Genomic DNA, 17,077 nt, shown 5'->3' on the forward strand with positions numbered 1-17,077 from the left:
AGCCTCACGAAGCGGCACAAAGAAGCGCGCCAAGGCCGGGGGCAGACCTGTTAGGAAATCTGCGATAGCGGAAAGACGGTTTCTTCGTTGGTGCGCACTTCGTCCTTAAACAACCGCACCAAGAAGGGCGGCGCAATCAGCGTCGTCGCAATAGACATAAACAGCACGACGCCGTATGTCGCTGGCGTGACGGCGGCCAAGCTCAGGCCGATTTGCGCGACGACGATGCCGACTTCGCCGCGCGGCACCATGCCCATGCCGACTTGCGCGGCCTTCTTTTTGCCCAGCGGCCAGGCGGCGAGGCCGCAACCGATCAATTTCGAGATGACGGCCAGCAGCGTCACGATCAGGGCCAGCCCAATCGTCGCGCGATTCAAAAAGGCGTCCAGCTTGAGCTGCATCCCGATGTTGACCAAAAAGAAGGGCAGCAGGAATTCGGTGACGGCTTCGGCTTGCTGCGGCATGTCTGTGCCTTCGGCGGATTCCGAAAGCGCCATGCCCGCGAGGAACGCGCCGATGATCGCGGCCACGCCGATGTAGTTGGCGACGACCGCCAAACCCAGACAGAGCGACAGGCCGAAGACCAAATAGGACTGGCCGGTTTTCAAGCGTTCAATGCGCGGGCGGATGCGGTTGACCGTGCGCGCGCCGACCAGCAGCACCAAAAGCGTGAAGCCGATGGCCAGCGCCGCCGTTGTGGCGATGTGGGTGTAATTGACGCCGCCTTTGGCCATGCTGCTGACGACGGCCAGAATCAACAGGCCCAGGATGTCGTCAATCACCGCCGCGCCCAGAATGATGCGGCTGACGTCCAGGCTGAGCAGACCCATCTGGCCCAGCACGCGCGCCGTGATGCCGACCGAAGTGGCGACCATTGCCGCGCCGACAAAGACGGCTTCAATCGTAGGTTTGCCCCAGAGGCGCATCACCGCATACCCGAAGATAAACGGCACAATCACCCCTGACACAGCGACCAGCAAGGCCCGTGCGCCAACGCGGAAGATGTCCGCCGGTTTGGTTTCAAGGCCGACCAGAAAAAGCAAAAAGATGACGCCGATTTCAGCGAGCACGCTGGTCAAATCGGTCGGGGCGACCCAATGCAGCACGCTCGGCCCGATCAAGACGCCCGCGAGGATTTCGCCCGCGACGGCAGGTTGTTTCAGCCGCTCGAAGAGTTCCGCCGCCAGTTTGGCCGCGACGAACATCACGAAGATGGTGAAAAGAAAATCCCCGTGACCGCCGCTGTCAGGCGCGGCCGTTGTCGCCGTGGTGAGAAATTCAGTCATGCGCTTTCCGCCCGGTATTCATCCAGCTTGCGATAGAGCGTTTTGCGATCCAGGCCGAGCATTTCTGCCGCGCGCGATTTATTGCCGCCCGTCTTGCGCAGCACTTCCAGGATGTAATCGCGTTCCAGTTCGCGCAGGGTGAGATTCTGTGCGCTGGATTGCGCGATGAGCCGGGCCGCCGCGCCGCCCGCCCGGATGCGGTCGGGCAAATCATTGGGGGTCAGTTGCGCGCCGCGCGTCAGGGCGGCGGCGCGCTCAATGGCGTTTTCCAATTCCCGCACATTGCCGGGCCATGAATACGCCGTCAGCAAGGCCAGCGTTTCGGGTGACACATCCAGCGGCGGCTGGCCGGAGGCGTTGGCGCTGCGGCTGATGAAATGTTCAACCAGCAGCGGAATGTCATAGGCGCGTTCGCGCAACGGCGGCACGCGCAGGTGGATGACATTCAAACGCCAATACAAATCCTGGCGGAAACGCCGGGTGTGCACATCCTCTTCCAACTCGCGGTTGGTGGCGGCGATGACGCGCACCTCAATCGCGCGTTCGTGCTCGGAACCCACACGCCGCACTGCTCCGGCTTGCAAGGCGCGCAACAATTTGGGTTGGACTGACAACGGCAGTTCGCCGATTTCGTCCAGGAAAAGCGTACCGTGATCGGCGGCTTCAAACAGGCCCGTGCGCGCTTGGCGTGCGCCGGTGAAGGCCTGACCGGTGTGGCCGAAGAGTTCTGACTCGATCAGGTCGGCGGGGATGGCGGCGCAATTGACCGGGACAAAATTTCCTTTGCGTCCCGAAGCTTCGTGCACGGCGCGCGCCACCAACTCTTTGCCAGTGCCGGATTCGCCGGTGATGAGCACGGTGCTATTGCTTTGCGCGGCACGCGCAATCAGATCAAAGAGTTCGCGCATCGGACGCGAGGCTCCGATGATGAGTGTGGGCGTGGTGGGAATTTCGCGGCGCAGGCGTGCTTGAGCGCGTTGCGGCGCGCTGCGTTCGAGGGCTTGTTCGATGGTGGAGAGCAGTTCAGCGGTCTTGAAGGGTTTGGTGACGTATTGAAACGCGCCTGCCTTGACCAATTCGACGGCCTGCTCCACCGAACCGAACGCGGTGATGACGATGACGGGAACTTCGGCGCGCCGGGCGCGGGCGGTGCGCAACAATTCATCGCCTTTCAGCAATGGCATTTGCACATCGGTGATGAGCAGGTCGAGCGGTTCGTGGTCGCGTTGCAACAGGGCCAGGGCCGCCCGGCCATCCGCCGCCAGCACGGGTTCGTGGCCCGCCTCTTCCAACACTTCCTGCAACAGGTCGCGCATATCGGCGTCGTCTTCGGCAATTAACAAACGTGCTTTGTTCATCATATTTTCACGGCACGACCCGCGTCGTCAGGTGAAACCGCCAGGACGAATGCACGCCGCCCCCTCAAACCGGTTGCGGAGCTTGCGCGGCCTGTTCCCGGGGTTTTCTTTGTTTTATCCCCGCGCTGGGTTGAAGTTCCTTGGTACCCGGCACCTCAGCGACTGTTGCTGCTTCGGCGACAGCCTCCTTGGCGACTGGCAGATAAAGGGTGAATTGCGCACCCCGGGTTGCGTTATTGGTGGCGGTGATCCACCCACCGTGCTCTTCGACAATGCGGCGCGAGACAGCCAGTCCCAGTCCGGTGCCGTTGCCGATGTCCTTGGTTGTAAAGAAGGGATCAAAAAGGTGCATGAGATGTTCGGGGGCAATGCCAGTGCCGGTGTCGCGCACGCTGATGCTGGCGAAGCGTTGCCCGTTGCGCAGCAGCAATGGCCCCGCGCATGCGATCAACAAACGGCCACCGTCGGGCATGGCGTGCAATCCGTTTTGACAAACATTGAGCAAGACCTGATGGATCAATTCGCTGTCTATGTCAAAAAGAACATTTTCAACCTTGTGAATGACCAACTCGATTTGCTGGCGGGCCGCATCGGCTTCGAGCAATTCAACGACCCCGGCGACTAGCGGGCCTGCGGCGGTCGGGGTGCGGTGCAATTGATAGGGCCGCGCCAGATTGAGCAATTGCCGCACAATGCGCGTGATGCGTTCGATTTGTCCGCGAATGATCGTCAGGTTGCGTTGGCGAATCGGCAAAGGCGCGTCAACGCGTTCCAGCAATTGCTCGGCGCGCGCGTCAATGACGTTGAGCGGCGTGCCGATTTCATGCGCGACACCGGCGGCCAGCCGGCCCACGGCGGCCAAACGTTCGGTGTCGCGCAGTTCGCGTTCCAGTTTCAAGCGGCGCTCGGCCTCGCGCTCAGCGGTTTGGCGCTGTTCCGCCAAACTGTCGGCCATGCGGTTAAATTCGCGCGCGAGTTGGGCCAGTTCACTGCCTTGGCGCGGTTCGGGCACGCGGTAATTCAGATCGCCCCGCCCGAGCGCCGCCGCCCCGCGCACCAGCGCGCGGATCGGTTGCACCAGGCTATAACGCATCACCGCCAGGACGGCGAGCAGAATGGCCGCAAAGACTAGTAAGGTGACAACCGTAATGTCGCGGCGCGCCAGCGCGAGTTCCGTTTTGATGAAACTGGTGGGTTGCGCCAACTCAAACGCGCCGCGCCGCGCCGCGCCCAGCGAAAGCGGCGTGAGCAGGGAAGCGACTTCCTCATTGTTGAAGCGGCGCGTGCGTTCCGTGGGGATACCGGTCGTGGCAACGCTGCGCGCGGCTTCATTCTGTTGCCGGTTTTCAGCCGTCATTGAACTGGAGGCCAACACGGCGGTTCCCGTTTCATCAAAGACCAGCACGCCAAAAACCTTCGGATTTTGGCTCAGGCTGTCAATCAACAGTTGCGCTTCTTGTGGGCGTCCCGCGCGAAAAACATTTTCCAGGGCGATTTGCAGCGTCAAGGCTTGGGCATGCATTTCATTTTGCAACATCCGTTGCAGAAACGTTTCACGTTGGCGCAACCGGTAATAGCCGCCCGCCGCCATAATCAGGCCCACCAAAACAGTCAGAATCAAAATGAGTCGAGTACTGGTTCGCATTTCATTTCAGCCGTTGACAGATCTCAGCTTGGGTGTGCCTTGCAAGATACGACACACGAGAGGGTGAACTCAAAAGCAGACCTGCCCACGCGGTTGCCAAGCAAGTTGTCGGCCACGCACAGCGCCCGGCCTGGCTTGCTGCTGGAACCCCGCTCAATGGACGACCCGTTGGCGCGCAGGCCTTTCTTACGAACTCCGTTAGCTTGAAATCCATAACCGTGGCCGTCTGCTTCCCTCACCAGGCTTGGCGCTGGCCCGCAGGCGCGGCGCTGACAGTCCGGCGTAACTTAGCCGGTGCGCAGGTGTAGCGAAGGGCAACAGGGCTGTCCCAAAAATCAGCACTGCGCGGCGTTCGTTCCAATTCCGCCTGAAACTCAAACGGTGCGATCCAACGGGCCTGCTATGTTTTATCTCGCCGCGCCTGGCTCGAGCTGGCGTGGCACACAGTTTGAGTTGGCTTGGTCGGTTCAGAGTAGCGGACAAACTATTGACGCCAAGCGGCAAGCACAGACCCGTAGCAATCAATCGCAGACGCCACAATGACGAAACTGCAACTGCGGCGATTTGGCCGTTGCACTTGGCGCTGGCTGCCGTGTGAAAAGTTTTTGCCGCAGCTCTTGCGGTATGGCGAATGGCCTGTGTCGTGGCCGCCTGAATTTCTTTACCTGGGGCGCATGGCAGTTAGCCCTGGGGGCTGACTGAAATTACCTCCATTTTGCCTGTCGCGGGCCGCACCCCGCTCAGGCTCTGCTCATCGCTGCGATGTGTGCGCCGGGTGGACGCCATGCTATGAAGCGGCGTTGGCGATTGCCGCCGTTTCCTCCGTTTGCCGGTTCAGGTCACCGCAGCGATGAGATTTTTTCTGCTGCTCCATGCAACGCGAACCTGTAAAAAGCGCTGTTTTGCCGGGGTTGCAACAGTTATGTGCAGTGGCCGGCGCCATTTGCCTGGTGGTGGGCGCGCTGGCCGTGGTGGGCTGGCTGCTGCGCGACATCCTGGGGTTCGAGTTGCGCTTTCACGGAAGCTTTTTTCCGTTTGCCATGCTCATGGTCGTCGGCGCCGGGTTTGTCATTGGCAGTTGGCGTGAACCTTAGTTTCAAACGTATTTTCAGCGAAGTTGCTACAGGCCCCGTGCCGCAACTTCGACACTTTGCCGCGAAAAGGCGTCAAGAACACAAATAGGCTGGCTAGCTTTGGAATCCTAACGCAACGTGTGATGCGCGTCCCTTAAACGCAGCATACTTGCGGAGGAGGTGTAATGCCTATTGGTTCGTTTGCGCCTAACGCCTTTTTGCGGCAAGCAATCGCTCGGATGTTTTACCGGGACGCGATGTGAAACACATGGCGTCCCGTTTTTTTGCCTGTGAAAATTGAGGATAACTTGCCACCTACAGACACTGACAGGACTTACGCAAAACGCGAGGTAGTCACAGCGGCACAGAGGCACAGAGCTTTGTTTAGTTCTGCCAGTGATCGCGGTCTTTCTCTGTGTCTCCGTGCCTCTGTGGCAAATCTTTGCGTCAGCCCTGACTGAAATACCTACGCCAGTTAACGTCTAAGCCTAAGTCCCTGCCTCTCGCTGTACACATCTGCATGCCGTAAACGCCGCCTGCCCGGGTTTCAATGGATAAGGTTTGCGCGAACCTTGTGCGAAGCGGCGGATTCGCTTGTCATTTCTCCGGCACACAGGTTTAATCTGCGCGCGGTTCGACCGGCCTGAAGGCGAATAGAAATACATAACATAAATGATTGATACGGGGAGTCCACCATGATTGATAAAACCGAGAGAATGGAAGAAGTCCTGGCGCTTGTCCGCGCCAAAGCGCCTGCCGAACAACGCGCCACACTCGAACGTTTCGTCAATGCGTACTATGACCAGGTGGCGCCGGAAGATTTGATCGAACGGCGGGCCGATGATCTGTATGGCGCGGCCCTTTCGCTCTGGAATTTTGCGCGCAAACGCATGCCAGGGCAGCCCAAAGTGCGCGCCTTCAACCCGACCGTCGAAGAACACGGCTGGCAATCCACCCACACGGTGATCGAAGTCGTCAACAACGATATGCCTTTTCTGGTGGATTCGGTGACGATGGAAATCAACCGCCACAGCCAGATGCTGCATTTGATCATTCACCCGATTTTGCGCGTGCGCCGTCAGGCCGAGGGCGAACTGACCGCGCTGGTCAACGCAGATGAAAAAGAGGCACGGGCCGAATCGTTCATGCACGTCGAAGTTGACCGGCTAGTCGCGCCGCAGCAATTGGCGCAGTTGGCCGAGGATGTCTTGAAAGTGCTGGGCGATGTGCGCGTCGCGGTCGAAGACTGGCCGAAGATGATGGCGCAGGTCAACGCCGTGCTCGAAGAGATAGAGCAGCGCAACCCGCCGGTCGCGCCGGACGAAAGCGCCGAGGGCAAAGCCTTTTTGCGCTGGCTGGCCGACGATCATTTCACCTTTCTGGGCTACCGCTGCTACGACCTGACCCAGGTCAACGGCGAAGATGCCTTGAGCATTGTGCCTGAATCCGGGTTGGGCATTTTGCGCGAACGCGAAGGGCATGAGGTTTCCGGCCAACCTTCCATTTTGCCCGCCAATCAACGCGCGTTCGCCCGTTTGCCGCGTCTGGTGTTTGTGACCAAAGCCAATTCCAAGGCCACGGTGCATCGTTCGGCCTATCTTGATTACATCGGCGTCAAACGCTTCAACGAACGGGGCGAGGTGTGTGGCGAGCATCGGTTCTTGGGGCTGTTCACCTCGACAGCCTATAGCGCCGAGCCGGAATTTATTCCGTACTTGCGCCGCAAAACGGCCAACGTCATCGCGCGTTCAGGCATTGCGCCCGGCAGTCACGCCGGCAAGACCTTGCTCGACATCATCGAAAATTATCCGCGCGATGAGTTGTTCCAGATCGGCGAAATGGAGTTGCTCAAAACCGTCACGGCCATCGTGCATCTGGGCGAACGCCAGCGCTTGCGTCTGTTTGTGCGGCGCGATCCGTTCGACCGGTTTATTTCCTGCCTGATCTATGCGCCGCGCGAAAATTACAACACCGATTTGCGCCAGCATTGGCAGCGCATTTTGCAGCAGGCCTTCAATGGCACGGGCACCGATTACAACGCCTTGCTCTCGCAGCAATCCGTGCTGGTGCGCACGCTGATCACGGTGCGCACGACGCCGGGGCTGATTCCCGACTACGACATCGCCGATCTCGAACGGCGCTTGATTTTGGCGGCACGCCGTTGGGAAGACGATTTGCAGGATGCCTTGCGCGAGGCGCTGGGTGAAGCGCGCGGCGGCGCCTTGTTCCAGCGGTATCAACATGCTTTTCCGGCGGCGTATAGCGAAGATTTCGCCGCGCGCAGCGCCGTGCCCGACATTCAACGCGTCGAACGTTTGCTGGCGGGCGAACCGTTCAGTCTCTCGCTTTACCGTCCGCTCGAAGCCGCGCCCAACACGCTGCGCTTCAAACTCGTGCACAAAGGCAAACCGGTCGCGCTCTCTGACAGCTTGCCGATGCTCGAATGCATGGGCTTGCGCGTGCTGGATGAGCGGCCCTACCACCTGTCGTTGGCAGGCGAAGAGACCGTCTGGATTCACGATTTCGGCCTGATGAGCCAGCGCGCCGATTTCGATTTGGAAATCGAGCAATTGCACGAAATCTTTGAGGACGCCTTTAGCCGCATCTTTCGCGGCGAGATCGAGCGCGATGATTTCAACCGCCTGGTCATCGCCGCGCGCCTGCCGGCAGAAGAGATCGTGATCCTGCGTGCTTATGCCAAATACATGCGCCAGATCGGCTTCCCGCTCTCGCAAAGCTTTATCGAAGCCACGCTCGCCAACAACGCCGCGTTGGCTCAGCATTTGATTGCGCTCTTCAAACTACGCTTCGATCCGGCGCAAGCCGGCGCGTTCAGCGAAACAGCCGAGGGCGAATTGATCAAAGAGATTCGCGCGGCGCTCGAACATGTGCAAAACCTGAACGAAGACCGTGTGCTGCGCCAATACCTCAACCTGATTCGCGCCACCACGCGCACCAATTTCTGGCGCGTGGATGGTCTGCACGGGCCAGCGGGCAAACGCCGCAGCTTCCTCTCGTTCAAATTCGATCCGTCAAAAGTGCCGGGCCTGCCCGAACCGAAACCGATGTTCGAGATTTTCGTTTACTCGCCGCGTTTCGAGGGCGTGCATTTGCGCGGCGGCAAGGTGGCGCGCGGCGGTTTGCGCTGGTCGGATCGCCCCGAGGATTTCCGCACCGAAATTCTGGGCCTGGTCAAAGCGCAGATGGTCAAGAACACCGTCATCGTGCCCGTCGGTTCGAAAGGCGGCTTCGTGCTCAAACGTCCCATCTCGCCCGCTGATCGTGAAGCGTGGCTGAAAGAAGGCGTCGAGTGTTACAAAGATTATCTACGCGCCCTGCTCGATCTGACCGACAATCGCGTGCAAACCCAGATCGTGCCGCCCCCGCAGGTGCGCCGCCACGACCCCGATGACCCTTACCTGGTCGTCGCGGCGGACAAGGGCACCGCGACGTTTTCGGATTACGCCAACGCCATGAGCCGTGAGTATGGCTTCTGGCTGGACGATGCTTTTGCGTCGGGCGGCTCAGCTGGTTACGACCACAAAGGCATGGGCATCACCGCGCGCGGCGCTTGGGAATCGGTCAAACGCCACTTCCGCGAATTGGGCGTGAACACGCAAACGACCGCTTTTACCGTCACCGGCATCGGTGATATGTCGGGCGACGTCTTCGGCAACGGCATGCTCTTGTCGAAACACATTCGTTTGCTGGCGGCTTTCGATCATCGCCACATCTTCCTCGACCCCAATCCTGACGCAGCCCTGAGTTATGTCGAACGCGAACGGCTCTTCAATCTGCCGCGCTCGTCGTGGGCCGATTACAACGCTGACTTGATTTCAGCAGGCGGTGGCATCTACCCGCGCACCGCCAAATCCATCCCCCTTTCGCCTGAAGTCAAACAGGCGCTCGGCATTGAAGCAGATGAATTGACGCCGACCGAACTGGTCAACGCCATTCTCAAAGCGCCGGTGGATTTGCTCTACAACGGCGGCATCGGCACCTACGTCAAGTCTACGCGCGAAACGCACGCGCAGGCAGGCGACCGCGCCAACGATGCCGTGCGCGTCAACGGCAACGAATTGCGCTGCAAAGTCGTGGCCGAAGGCGGCAATCTCGGTTGCACGCAGTTGGGCCGCATCGAATACGCCTTGAATGGCGGGCGCATCAATACCGATGCGATTGATAACTCGGCGGGTGTCAGCACGTCCGACCACGAGGTCAACATCAAGATTCTGTTGGCGCTGGTCATGGCCGCAGGCGAGTTGACCGAAAAGCAACGCAACGCTTTGCTGGCCGAGATGACTGACGAAGTTGCCGTGCACGTGTTGCGCGACAACTATTCGCAAACGCAATGGCTCTCGATTTCGGGCCGCCAGGCGTTCGCGCAACTCGACGCGCAACAGCGTTTCATCAGCTTTCTGGGCAAACAGGGCAGGCTTAATCGCAAGATCGAATTTCTGCCCAGCGACGAAGAACTGGCCGAACGCCGCGCCAAACAGCTTGGCCTGACCAGTCCCGAACGCGCGGTCTTGTTGGCCTACAGCAAGATTTGGTTGTTCGATGAATTGCTGGCCTCGCCGCTGCCCGATGATCCCTGGGTGGCGACGGCGTTGGAGCGTTACTTCCCGAAAGCCTTGCGCGAGCGTTATGCGGATTACATGCCCAAACATCCGCTGCGGCGCGAAATCATCGCCACGCACGTTACCAACAGTATGCTCAACCGCGTCGGCGGCACCTTTGTGCATCAGTTGATGGAAACGACCGGTTTCAGCCCGGCGGAAATCGTGCGCGCCTATTTGCTGGCGCGCGAAGTCTTTCGCGTGGTGCCGCTCTGGCTGGAAATTCAGGAACTCGACAATCAAGTCGCCGATGAAGTGCAAGCCGAACTCGTGACCGAAGTGGGCCGTGTGCTGATGCGCGCGACCGCCTGGTTCCTGCGTTCACGCCGCCTGGGCGAAGACATGGCCGCCAACATCGCTCACTTCGGCTTGGGCATCGAAGCCCTCGCCGATGTCTTGCTGAACGTGATTGACCCGGCGGAACGGGCGCAAATTGATGCGTTGGTCGCACGTTACAAAGAGTGCGGTGTGCCAGAAGCGCTGGCCATGCGCGTCGCTTGCCGTGCGCCGCTCTTTGCCACGCTCGACATCGTCGAAGTCGTGGGCAGCAGCCAGCAACCAGTCGAACGCGTCGCGCGGGTCTATTTCGATCTGGCGACAAAACTCGAATTGCCCGCCTTACGCGAACAGATTGCGGCCCTGCCCGGCGATCAGCATTGGCAGGCGCTGGCGCGCGGCGCGATGCTGGAAGACCTGACCAGTTTGCAACGCACCATCACCGGCGAAGTGCTCAGTGGTTACGGCGCCGCCGCCGATCCTGCCGCCTTGGTGAATGCCTGGCAAACCAGCAATCAACGCGCGCTCGAACGCACCCAACAGTTGCTGGCGGAACTCAAGAACGCCTCGGCGATGGATGTTTCCATGCTGTCGGTGGCGTTGCGCGAGTTGCGGCATCTGGCCTGACAAGGGGCAACAAGATGGCGCAAGCGCGCGAATACGACAACCTGCTCAAATATCTGGCCGAGCGCTATCCGGCTCCGCTGGCTTCGTGGTTGCTGGGCAAGCCCGTCACCAAGGTGCGGTTGCTCAAAAGCGAATTGTCGTTGCAACCCATCCGCGCCGATGCCGTGCATCTGCTCGAAATTGACGACGAGATTCTGCATCTCGAATTCGAGACTGATCCGAGCGATAGCGAGCCGCCATTGCCGTTGCGCCAGCTTGATTACTTCGTGCGCATTTATCGCCGCGAACGCAAACCCGTGCAGCAAGTCGTTATTGTGCTGGCTGAAACCAACGCGACGATCCCCGCTGAGTTTCGCGTTGGCGACACCTGGCACCGCTACCGCGTGGTGCGCATGTGGGAACAGGACGCCGCGCCGTTGCTGGCGCATCCGGGCTTGTGGCCGTTGGCGGTGCTGGCGCGCTCCGTTGAACGCGAAAGGTTGCTGGTAGAGATCGCTGACAAAGTGAGTACAATAGCGGACGAGAGCCAGCGCAATGAATTAACGGCGGCGGCTGGCATTCTGGCGGGCTTGCGGTTCGACCGGGAATTGGTTCATCACATTTTTCGGAGGGACATCATGATGCAATCTGTGATTTATCGCGAAATTTTGGAAGAAGGACAGCAGATTGGCGAACAACGCGGCCTGCAAATTGGCGAACAGCATGGCCGTGTGGCCATCATCCAGCGGCAATTGACGCGCCGGTTCGGCCCCCTGCCGACAGAAGTGGCAGCGCGATTATCAACGTTGTCATTGGCCGTACTCGACCAACTCGCGGATGCTTTGCTTGATTTCAAATCCGTAGACGATCTCAGGCACTGGCTGACACAACACTAAGCACGACCTATCAACCAGCAATCCAAAGGACAAGCACCACACATGCCCAACTACATTCTCGCCCTCGATCAAGGCACTACTTCGTCGCGCGCCATCCTGTTCGATCACGCGGGCAGCATCGTGAGCGTCGCGCAACAGGAATTTCCGCAAATTTTCCCCCGCGCCGGCTGGGTCGAGCACAACCCCGAAGACATCTGGCACTCGCAAATCAATTGCGCACGCCAGGTGTTGAAACAGGCTGACGCCAACGCCGAAGACGTCGCCGCCATCGGCATCACCAACCAACGCGAAACAACAGTCGTCTGGAACCGCCAAACCGATCGAGCCATTCACAACGCCATCGTCTGGCAATGCCGCCGCACCGCCCCGATGTGCGACAAACTTAAACAGGAAAAATTCGACCGCGTCATTCGCCGCAAAACCGGCTTGGTGACGGATGCTTACTTTTCCGGCACCAAGGTCGCGTGGCTGCTCGACAACGTCAAAGGCGCGCGCCAACAGGCCAGCAAAGGTAACCTCGCCTTTGGCACGATTGATACTTGGCTGATCAATCGGCTGAGCAAAGGCCAAGCGCATGTCACCGATGTCAGCAACGCCTCGCGCACACTGCTCTACGACATTCGCAAACAAGGCTGGGACAAAGAGATTCTAGACAAACTCAACATCCCCGCCTCGCTGCTGCCCACGGTGAAATCTTCGTCTGAAGTCTATGCCCAGACCGACCCCGAATTGCTCGGCGCTCCCATCCCGATTGCCGGTATCGCGGGCGACCAACAAGCCGCCCTCTTCGGCCAAGCCTGTTTCAAGCCGGGCATGATGAAAAACACTTATGGCACCGGCTGCTTCCTGCTGATGAATACCGGCACGAGCGCGAACGCCTCGAAAAACGGCCTGCTCACGACCATCGCCTGGCGCACGGGCGGCGCAACGCAATACGCGCTCGAAGGTTCGGTGTTTGTTGCGGGCGCGGCGGTGCAATGGCTGCGCGATGGCCTGGGGATCATCACCAATGCCGCTGACACCGAAGCGCTGGCGACGTCGGTCAGCGACAACCACGGCGTCTATTTCGTCCCAGCCTTTGTCGGCCTCGGCGCGCCGTATTGGGATCAGGACGCGCGCGGCGCGATTGTTGGTCTCACGCGCGGGGCTACGCGAGCGCACATCGCCCGCGCGGCGCTCGAAGCGATGGCCTACCAAACCCGCGATGTCGTCGAATGCATGCAAAAAGATTCCGGCATCAAGGCCAAAGAACTGCGCGTGGATGGCGGCGCAACCCGCAACGACTTCCTCTGCCAATTCCAAGCCGACATCCTCGGCATTCCGGTCGTGCGTCCATTTGTAACCGAAACGACGGCGCTGGGCGCGGCCTATCTGGCAGGCTTGGCCGTTGGTTTCTGGAAGAACGAAAAGGAAATCGCCCAGCAATGGCAGGTCGAAAAACGCTTCGAGCCAAAGATGAAGAAGAGCGAGCGCGACCGCTTATACACAGGCTGGCAGGCGGCGGTGGCGCGTGCGCGCAGTTGATGCGATTGGCGGCAGTCTGTCGCGCCTGACAGACTGCCGCCGGCTTGAAGTTCAGAAGAAATACTTCAACGCCAAATGCAGGCGGCGACCGGGCGCTTCGAGCAAACGCACCGGCAGACCGAAGTTAGCGCGATCGTGGTGCACCTCGATGGAAGCGCATCGGTCAACGGCTCGTTGTGCAGCGAGACCTGATCGGTCGCGCGCCCGGTCGGGAATGTGCGAGCCGGTCGCGGTGTTCCGGGCTGGTGGTGCTTCGATTTAGTTTGTCAGCGCAGTCAGTTGGACTCGCATGAGGCCGCGCTCTTTGGTTGTCGCCCGCATGACCAACACGATTCGGCCATTGTCGAGCTTGACTCTGTACTGGAATTTGTATTCATCCCCACGGCTGCCGCAACTGTCCACACAGCGCCATTGAACTTTAGCGACGCGACCCTTAGGCTGCCACTGGATCGTGTGCTGCACCCAGCCCTGATCGTAGGCGGCGTTGTATTCCCAGTCCTGACTGCCTGCCGCGCCATTTGCGGAGAGGATGATGTCCTGAGTCTCCAAGTCCTGAGCCGCCGCTGAAACCGTCCCGGCAAGGACTGCGGTCATCTTTGCAACGTGACCGACAGTCGTGGGGTTTGCGGACGACAGCGTGACCACGAGAACGAATCCGATGGCAATTACCGAGATTCCTTTTGTCATAAGTTTGCTCCTTTAGCGTTAGTGGGGGCGATTGCATTGGCGGTCGCCGTGCCCCCGTGCCGGTGACCGCTGCCTGAGAACGGCAGCTTGCCGCCTGTTCCCGTGAAACTGCCGAACCACGTGCCGCTCAAGTGCGCGGGCGCGGCACCTTGACGCGGACTTTCTGCACGGAGGTCGCGCCGACGTTGTCACGACAGGTGATGGCAATGTCGTAAAAGCGCGGGCAATCGTGATCCGGTTCGGCGCGCAACAGCACCGTATGCCGATCCAGCACCACGGCATCATCGCCCGGCGGCCGCATGACTGCCGGATTGAGTTCTTCGCCGATGGTGACGGACAGGGAACACGCGGGCGGTGGCGGCTCGCAGTTGTCCGTGGCGACGTAATTCACCGTCACGCGCTTCAATTGGTCGTCGGGCGAGAGCAAGGGCTTGTCCACGGCGGCATTGCTGATGACGGGCGGCGGATTTGAAGCTTTTGTGCTGACTGTGGCGGAGTTGTTACTCGGATCGGGGTCTCCGACTGTCAATGACTCGACATGCGCTGTGTTACGAATGGTCGCCCCATCCACCAAAGAGCAATTGGCATTCACTAACAGCGTTACCGTAGCCGTCGTGCCGACGGGCAGCGAGGCGAAAGTTACCCTGCTATTATTGCCCGCGCCCTCACAGACGCCACCATTTGTAGCCTGGCAAGAGACGAAGTTAGTCGTTGTCTGCAGCACATCCGTCAGCACGACGTATGTTGCATCGGCTGGGCCTTGATTGGTTACGCGAATCGTGTAGGTCAGTCTGGTTGCCGGCCCTGTCACTACTGGATCAGGCATGCCTGCTTTCGTCAAAGTCAGGTCGGCGCCGACGATTTCAAAGTTATTATTCGAAATATCGAAGAAGATGTTGCCCACAGCTTCGACTTTGATGCGCGCTTGTGTGGTCAATCTGTTCGGGACGGTGATGGCCTGACTGCCGTCGTTCGGCGTGTTTTCAGCCAGCACGAAGGGAAAGGTTTGGCCACCGTCGGTCGAAAGCAGGATGTTGACGTTGCGGCAATTGACCGGCGCGTTGTTGGTGTTGGCGACACCCCAGGTCACGGTTTGCGTCGAGCCAACCGGCCAGAAGGCGGGAGTATTAGGTTCAGTGACAACAAAAGGCCCGCTCGTAGTCGTGATGTTCACCCGCATTTCATCAGTTGCAATGCCGCCTTGGTTGTCACGCGCTGTTACACGGAAACGCGCGTTGTCGCCGCTTCTGGCCCTGGTGGGTAGGGATTCGCCAACGAGAAAACCGGCAGCGTTTCTTACGGGCGGGACATTGAAGTCGTTGCCCTCCGGATCGTTCAGAATGTATTGCGGATCGGGAAAAGTGCGCGAGAGGCTATTAACCGGCGGACGCGAGCGAAAGATCGGGCGGGCACCGTCGTCATCATCCGGTGGCGAGGCCGCGCCCAGACTGTATTGCTCCCAGCAAAAACTGGGTGTAACAACTACATCGCTGCCACCAGTATCAGGATCGCGATACTCCGCCACCGTCAGCGTGAAAGGCGTTTGCTGCGGAATCGTTTTGTCCAGTCCGGCATTGACAGTAGGCGGATGATTGCCACTCCGCATGATCGTGTGCGTGCAGGTGGTTCCAATGAAATCAATGATCTGCTCCAGACTTCTGGTATGGAAATAATCATCTGAGTGTGGTTGCAAGTCGGCGCTGTTACAGATTCCCGCATAACTCATAATCGTTGAGCCACTGCCCGGCTCATAGGCTGCCCTTCCCCTGGCTGGCCTATCCGCTCCGGCGCGCCCGCCAACTGAGCAAGAGCCTGTTGTTGCTGCGCTGCCAGCCGCATTCCAAGTGTGATTGGCCCCAAATTGATGCCCCATCTCATGCGCGACAAAATCCACATCAAATGGATCACCGGTTGGGTCGCGGCGCGCGGTGAAAGCCGCGCCTTTCACCGCGCCACAAACTGTTCCTATGTCACCGGCATTCCCGCCAGAGCCTGTGCCGAAGACATGCCCAATGTCGTAATTCTCGCTGCGGATAACACGGTCGAGAGTAGTCTGATTTTGTCGGCCCATAACGGTGAGGTCGTCAGGATCGCTAGGCGCGTTAGTATCGGTGTCGTTGACGAGATTGCCATTGCCGTCCCGTCTATCGGGATATGGATCCGTCAGCGGGTCGGTGAAGATGATCGCATCGTTTCTCGTCAGCGTCAGGCTCACGCTGATTTCGTGTTCGAAAATGCCGTTCACGCGCGTCATCGTTCTCATCATCATCGCAAAGACCCGATTGCGCGCTTGCGCATCAGTATCCCCGCTCTGGCGGAACACGTTCGTGTATTGCCCGGTTGCAGCCAACGCCAACCTGTAAATGTGCAGCGTGTCACCACTCACGACCTCGGCAGCGTTAATTCTGGTCGGCGCGGTGCGCTCAGCCAGGCTTCCGTTCGGCGTTCCGCAGCGAAATCCATCGTCGGCGGACGCATAATCCTGTTTGTTGTAGCTGATGTAATACTCACGCTCACCCGGCAGATAGGTGTCAACGTAGATCGCGCCGTGTGCGGAGAGTACCTGCGCGTGGAAACCTTCGGATGATATTCCGAACCGAGCAGTTGCTGTTGGATCGTCAAGCCCGCGCCCCCGGTAAGACTTGATCTCCGGATGCAGCGCCGCCAAATCCGGCTCCATCATCGGCGCTTCCTCAATCCGAAAGCGCGCGAACGTCCCATCCGGCAGCGGCAACGTCATGATCGTCGCCGCCGTTTTGGCCGCGTCGGTGAATTCCATTGGCGCTTGCCGGAGCAGTTCTCCCAGCCGCTCCTGATTCAAACGCACGGTGCGGTAGGCGCGCAGCCTGCTTTGCTGCTCCGCTTGTGCAACGCGCCGTCCGGGTTGCGCGTTGACAATAGCGGCCTCCGCAACATCTTGCCAGAGGGCGTCCGGAGAACCGTCTTGCTCGGCGGCGGCCCGTGCGCTGGTGAACAGACCGAACCTTGAACCCGCCAGCAGGACAACGACAGCCAGACCGCACAGCAGCGCGGCCGTCCAGGTGGACTTGAGCAACTTCACGAGGTGTCTTCTTTGTTTGAGCATGATCTTCTCCGCATTGGATGGG

9 protein-coding genes are annotated in these 17,077 nt (G+C 59.6%); 4 read left to right on the plus strand and 5 right to left on the minus strand.

What is annotated here, in order from left to right; translation table 11 throughout:
* Positions 1 to 50 precede the first annotated feature (50 nt).
* The 3 genes from HY011_10030 to HY011_10040 form a co-directional block, all read right to left on the minus strand.
* Positions 51 to 1,286 (minus strand): cation:proton antiporter, encoded by a 1,236-nt coding sequence (locus tag HY011_10030; protein MBI3423267.1) that lies wholly within the window; start codon positions 1,284 to 1,286, stop codon positions 51 to 53.
* Positions 1,283 to 2,644: a sigma-54-dependent Fis family transcriptional regulator gene (locus HY011_10035; GenBank protein MBI3423268.1), complete on the minus strand. Its 1,362-nt coding sequence runs from the start codon at positions 2,642 to 2,644 to the stop codon at positions 1,283 to 1,285. Before HY011_10035 ends, HY011_10030 begins: the two co-directional genes overlap by 4 nt.
* A 64-nt stretch (positions 2,645 to 2,708) precedes the next feature.
* Positions 2,709 to 4,289, minus strand: a complete 1,581-nt coding sequence (locus HY011_10040; GenBank protein MBI3423269.1) for a HAMP domain-containing protein — start codon at positions 4,287 to 4,289, stop codon at positions 2,709 to 2,711.
* Between the two features lie 902 nt (positions 4,290 to 5,191).
* Here HY011_10040 and HY011_10045 point away from each other — a divergent pair.
* The 4 genes from HY011_10045 (at position 5,192) to glpK (ending at position 13,283) form a co-directional block, all read left to right on the plus strand.
* Positions 5,192 to 5,383 carry a hypothetical protein gene (locus HY011_10045; GenBank protein ID MBI3423270.1) on the plus strand — a complete coding sequence of 64 codons (192 nt, stop codon included), beginning with the start codon at positions 5,192 to 5,194 and terminating at the stop codon, positions 5,381 to 5,383.
* 674 nt (positions 5,384 to 6,057) lie between these two features.
* The gene (locus HY011_10050) at positions 6,058 to 10,884 is read left to right on the plus strand and encodes an NAD-glutamate dehydrogenase (protein ID MBI3423271.1); all 4,827 of its coding nucleotides are present in this window, start codon (positions 6,058 to 6,060) and stop codon (positions 10,882 to 10,884) included.
* Positions 10,885 to 10,898: 14 nt separating this feature from the next.
* Positions 10,899 to 11,759: an Rpn family recombination-promoting nuclease/putative transposase gene (locus HY011_10055; protein MBI3423272.1), complete on the plus strand. Its 861-nt coding sequence runs from the start codon at positions 10,899 to 10,901 to the stop codon at positions 11,757 to 11,759.
* A gap of 42 nt (positions 11,760 to 11,801) precedes the next feature.
* A complete protein-coding gene (gene glpK / locus HY011_10060) occupies positions 11,802 to 13,283 on the plus strand; it encodes a glycerol kinase GlpK (protein MBI3423273.1) in 1,482 nt (493 codons plus the stop codon).
* 258 nt (positions 13,284 to 13,541) lie between these two features.
* Here glpK and HY011_10065 read toward each other — a convergent pair whose 3' ends face one another.
* The gene (locus HY011_10065; GenBank protein MBI3423274.1) at positions 13,542 to 13,970 is read right to left on the minus strand and encodes a hypothetical protein; all 429 of its coding nucleotides are present in this window, start codon (positions 13,968 to 13,970) and stop codon (positions 13,542 to 13,544) included.
* A gap of 127 nt (positions 13,971 to 14,097) precedes the next feature.
* Positions 14,098 to 17,055, minus strand: a complete 2,958-nt coding sequence (locus tag HY011_10070) for a DUF11 domain-containing protein (protein MBI3423275.1) — start codon at positions 17,053 to 17,055, stop codon at positions 14,098 to 14,100.
* Positions 17,056 to 17,077 lie beyond the last annotated feature (22 nt).

Source organism: Acidobacteriota bacterium, from assembly GCA_016196035.1.
In the GTDB taxonomy this organism is placed as follows: domain Bacteria; phylum Acidobacteriota; class Blastocatellia; order RBC074; family RBC074; genus JACPYM01.

Bases quoted from the DNA above. Each gene is read 5' to 3' on its own strand.
- HY011_10030 (MBI3423267.1), bottom strand. From the start codon at position 1,286: ATGACTGAATTTCTCACCACGGCGACAACGGCCGCGCCTGACAGCGGC.
- HY011_10035 (MBI3423268.1), bottom strand. From the start codon at position 2,644: ATGAACAAAGCACGTTTGTTAATTGCCGAAGACGACGCCGATATGCGC.
- HY011_10040 (MBI3423269.1), bottom strand. From the start codon at position 4,289: ATGCGAACCAGTACTCGACTCATTTTGATTCTGACTGTTTTGGTGGGC.
- HY011_10050 (MBI3423271.1), top strand. From the start codon at position 6,058: ATGATTGATAAAACCGAGAGAATGGAAGAAGTCCTGGCGCTTGTCCGC.
- HY011_10055 (MBI3423272.1), top strand. From the start codon at position 10,899: ATGGCGCAAGCGCGCGAATACGACAACCTGCTCAAATATCTGGCCGAG.
- glpK (MBI3423273.1), top strand. From the start codon at position 11,802: ATGCCCAACTACATTCTCGCCCTCGATCAAGGCACTACTTCGTCGCGC.
- HY011_10065 (MBI3423274.1), bottom strand. From the start codon at position 13,970: ATGACAAAAGGAATCTCGGTAATTGCCATCGGATTCGTTCTCGTGGTC.
- HY011_10070 (MBI3423275.1), bottom strand. From the start codon at position 17,055: ATGCTCAAACAAAGAAGACACCTCGTGAAGTTGCTCAAGTCCACCTGG.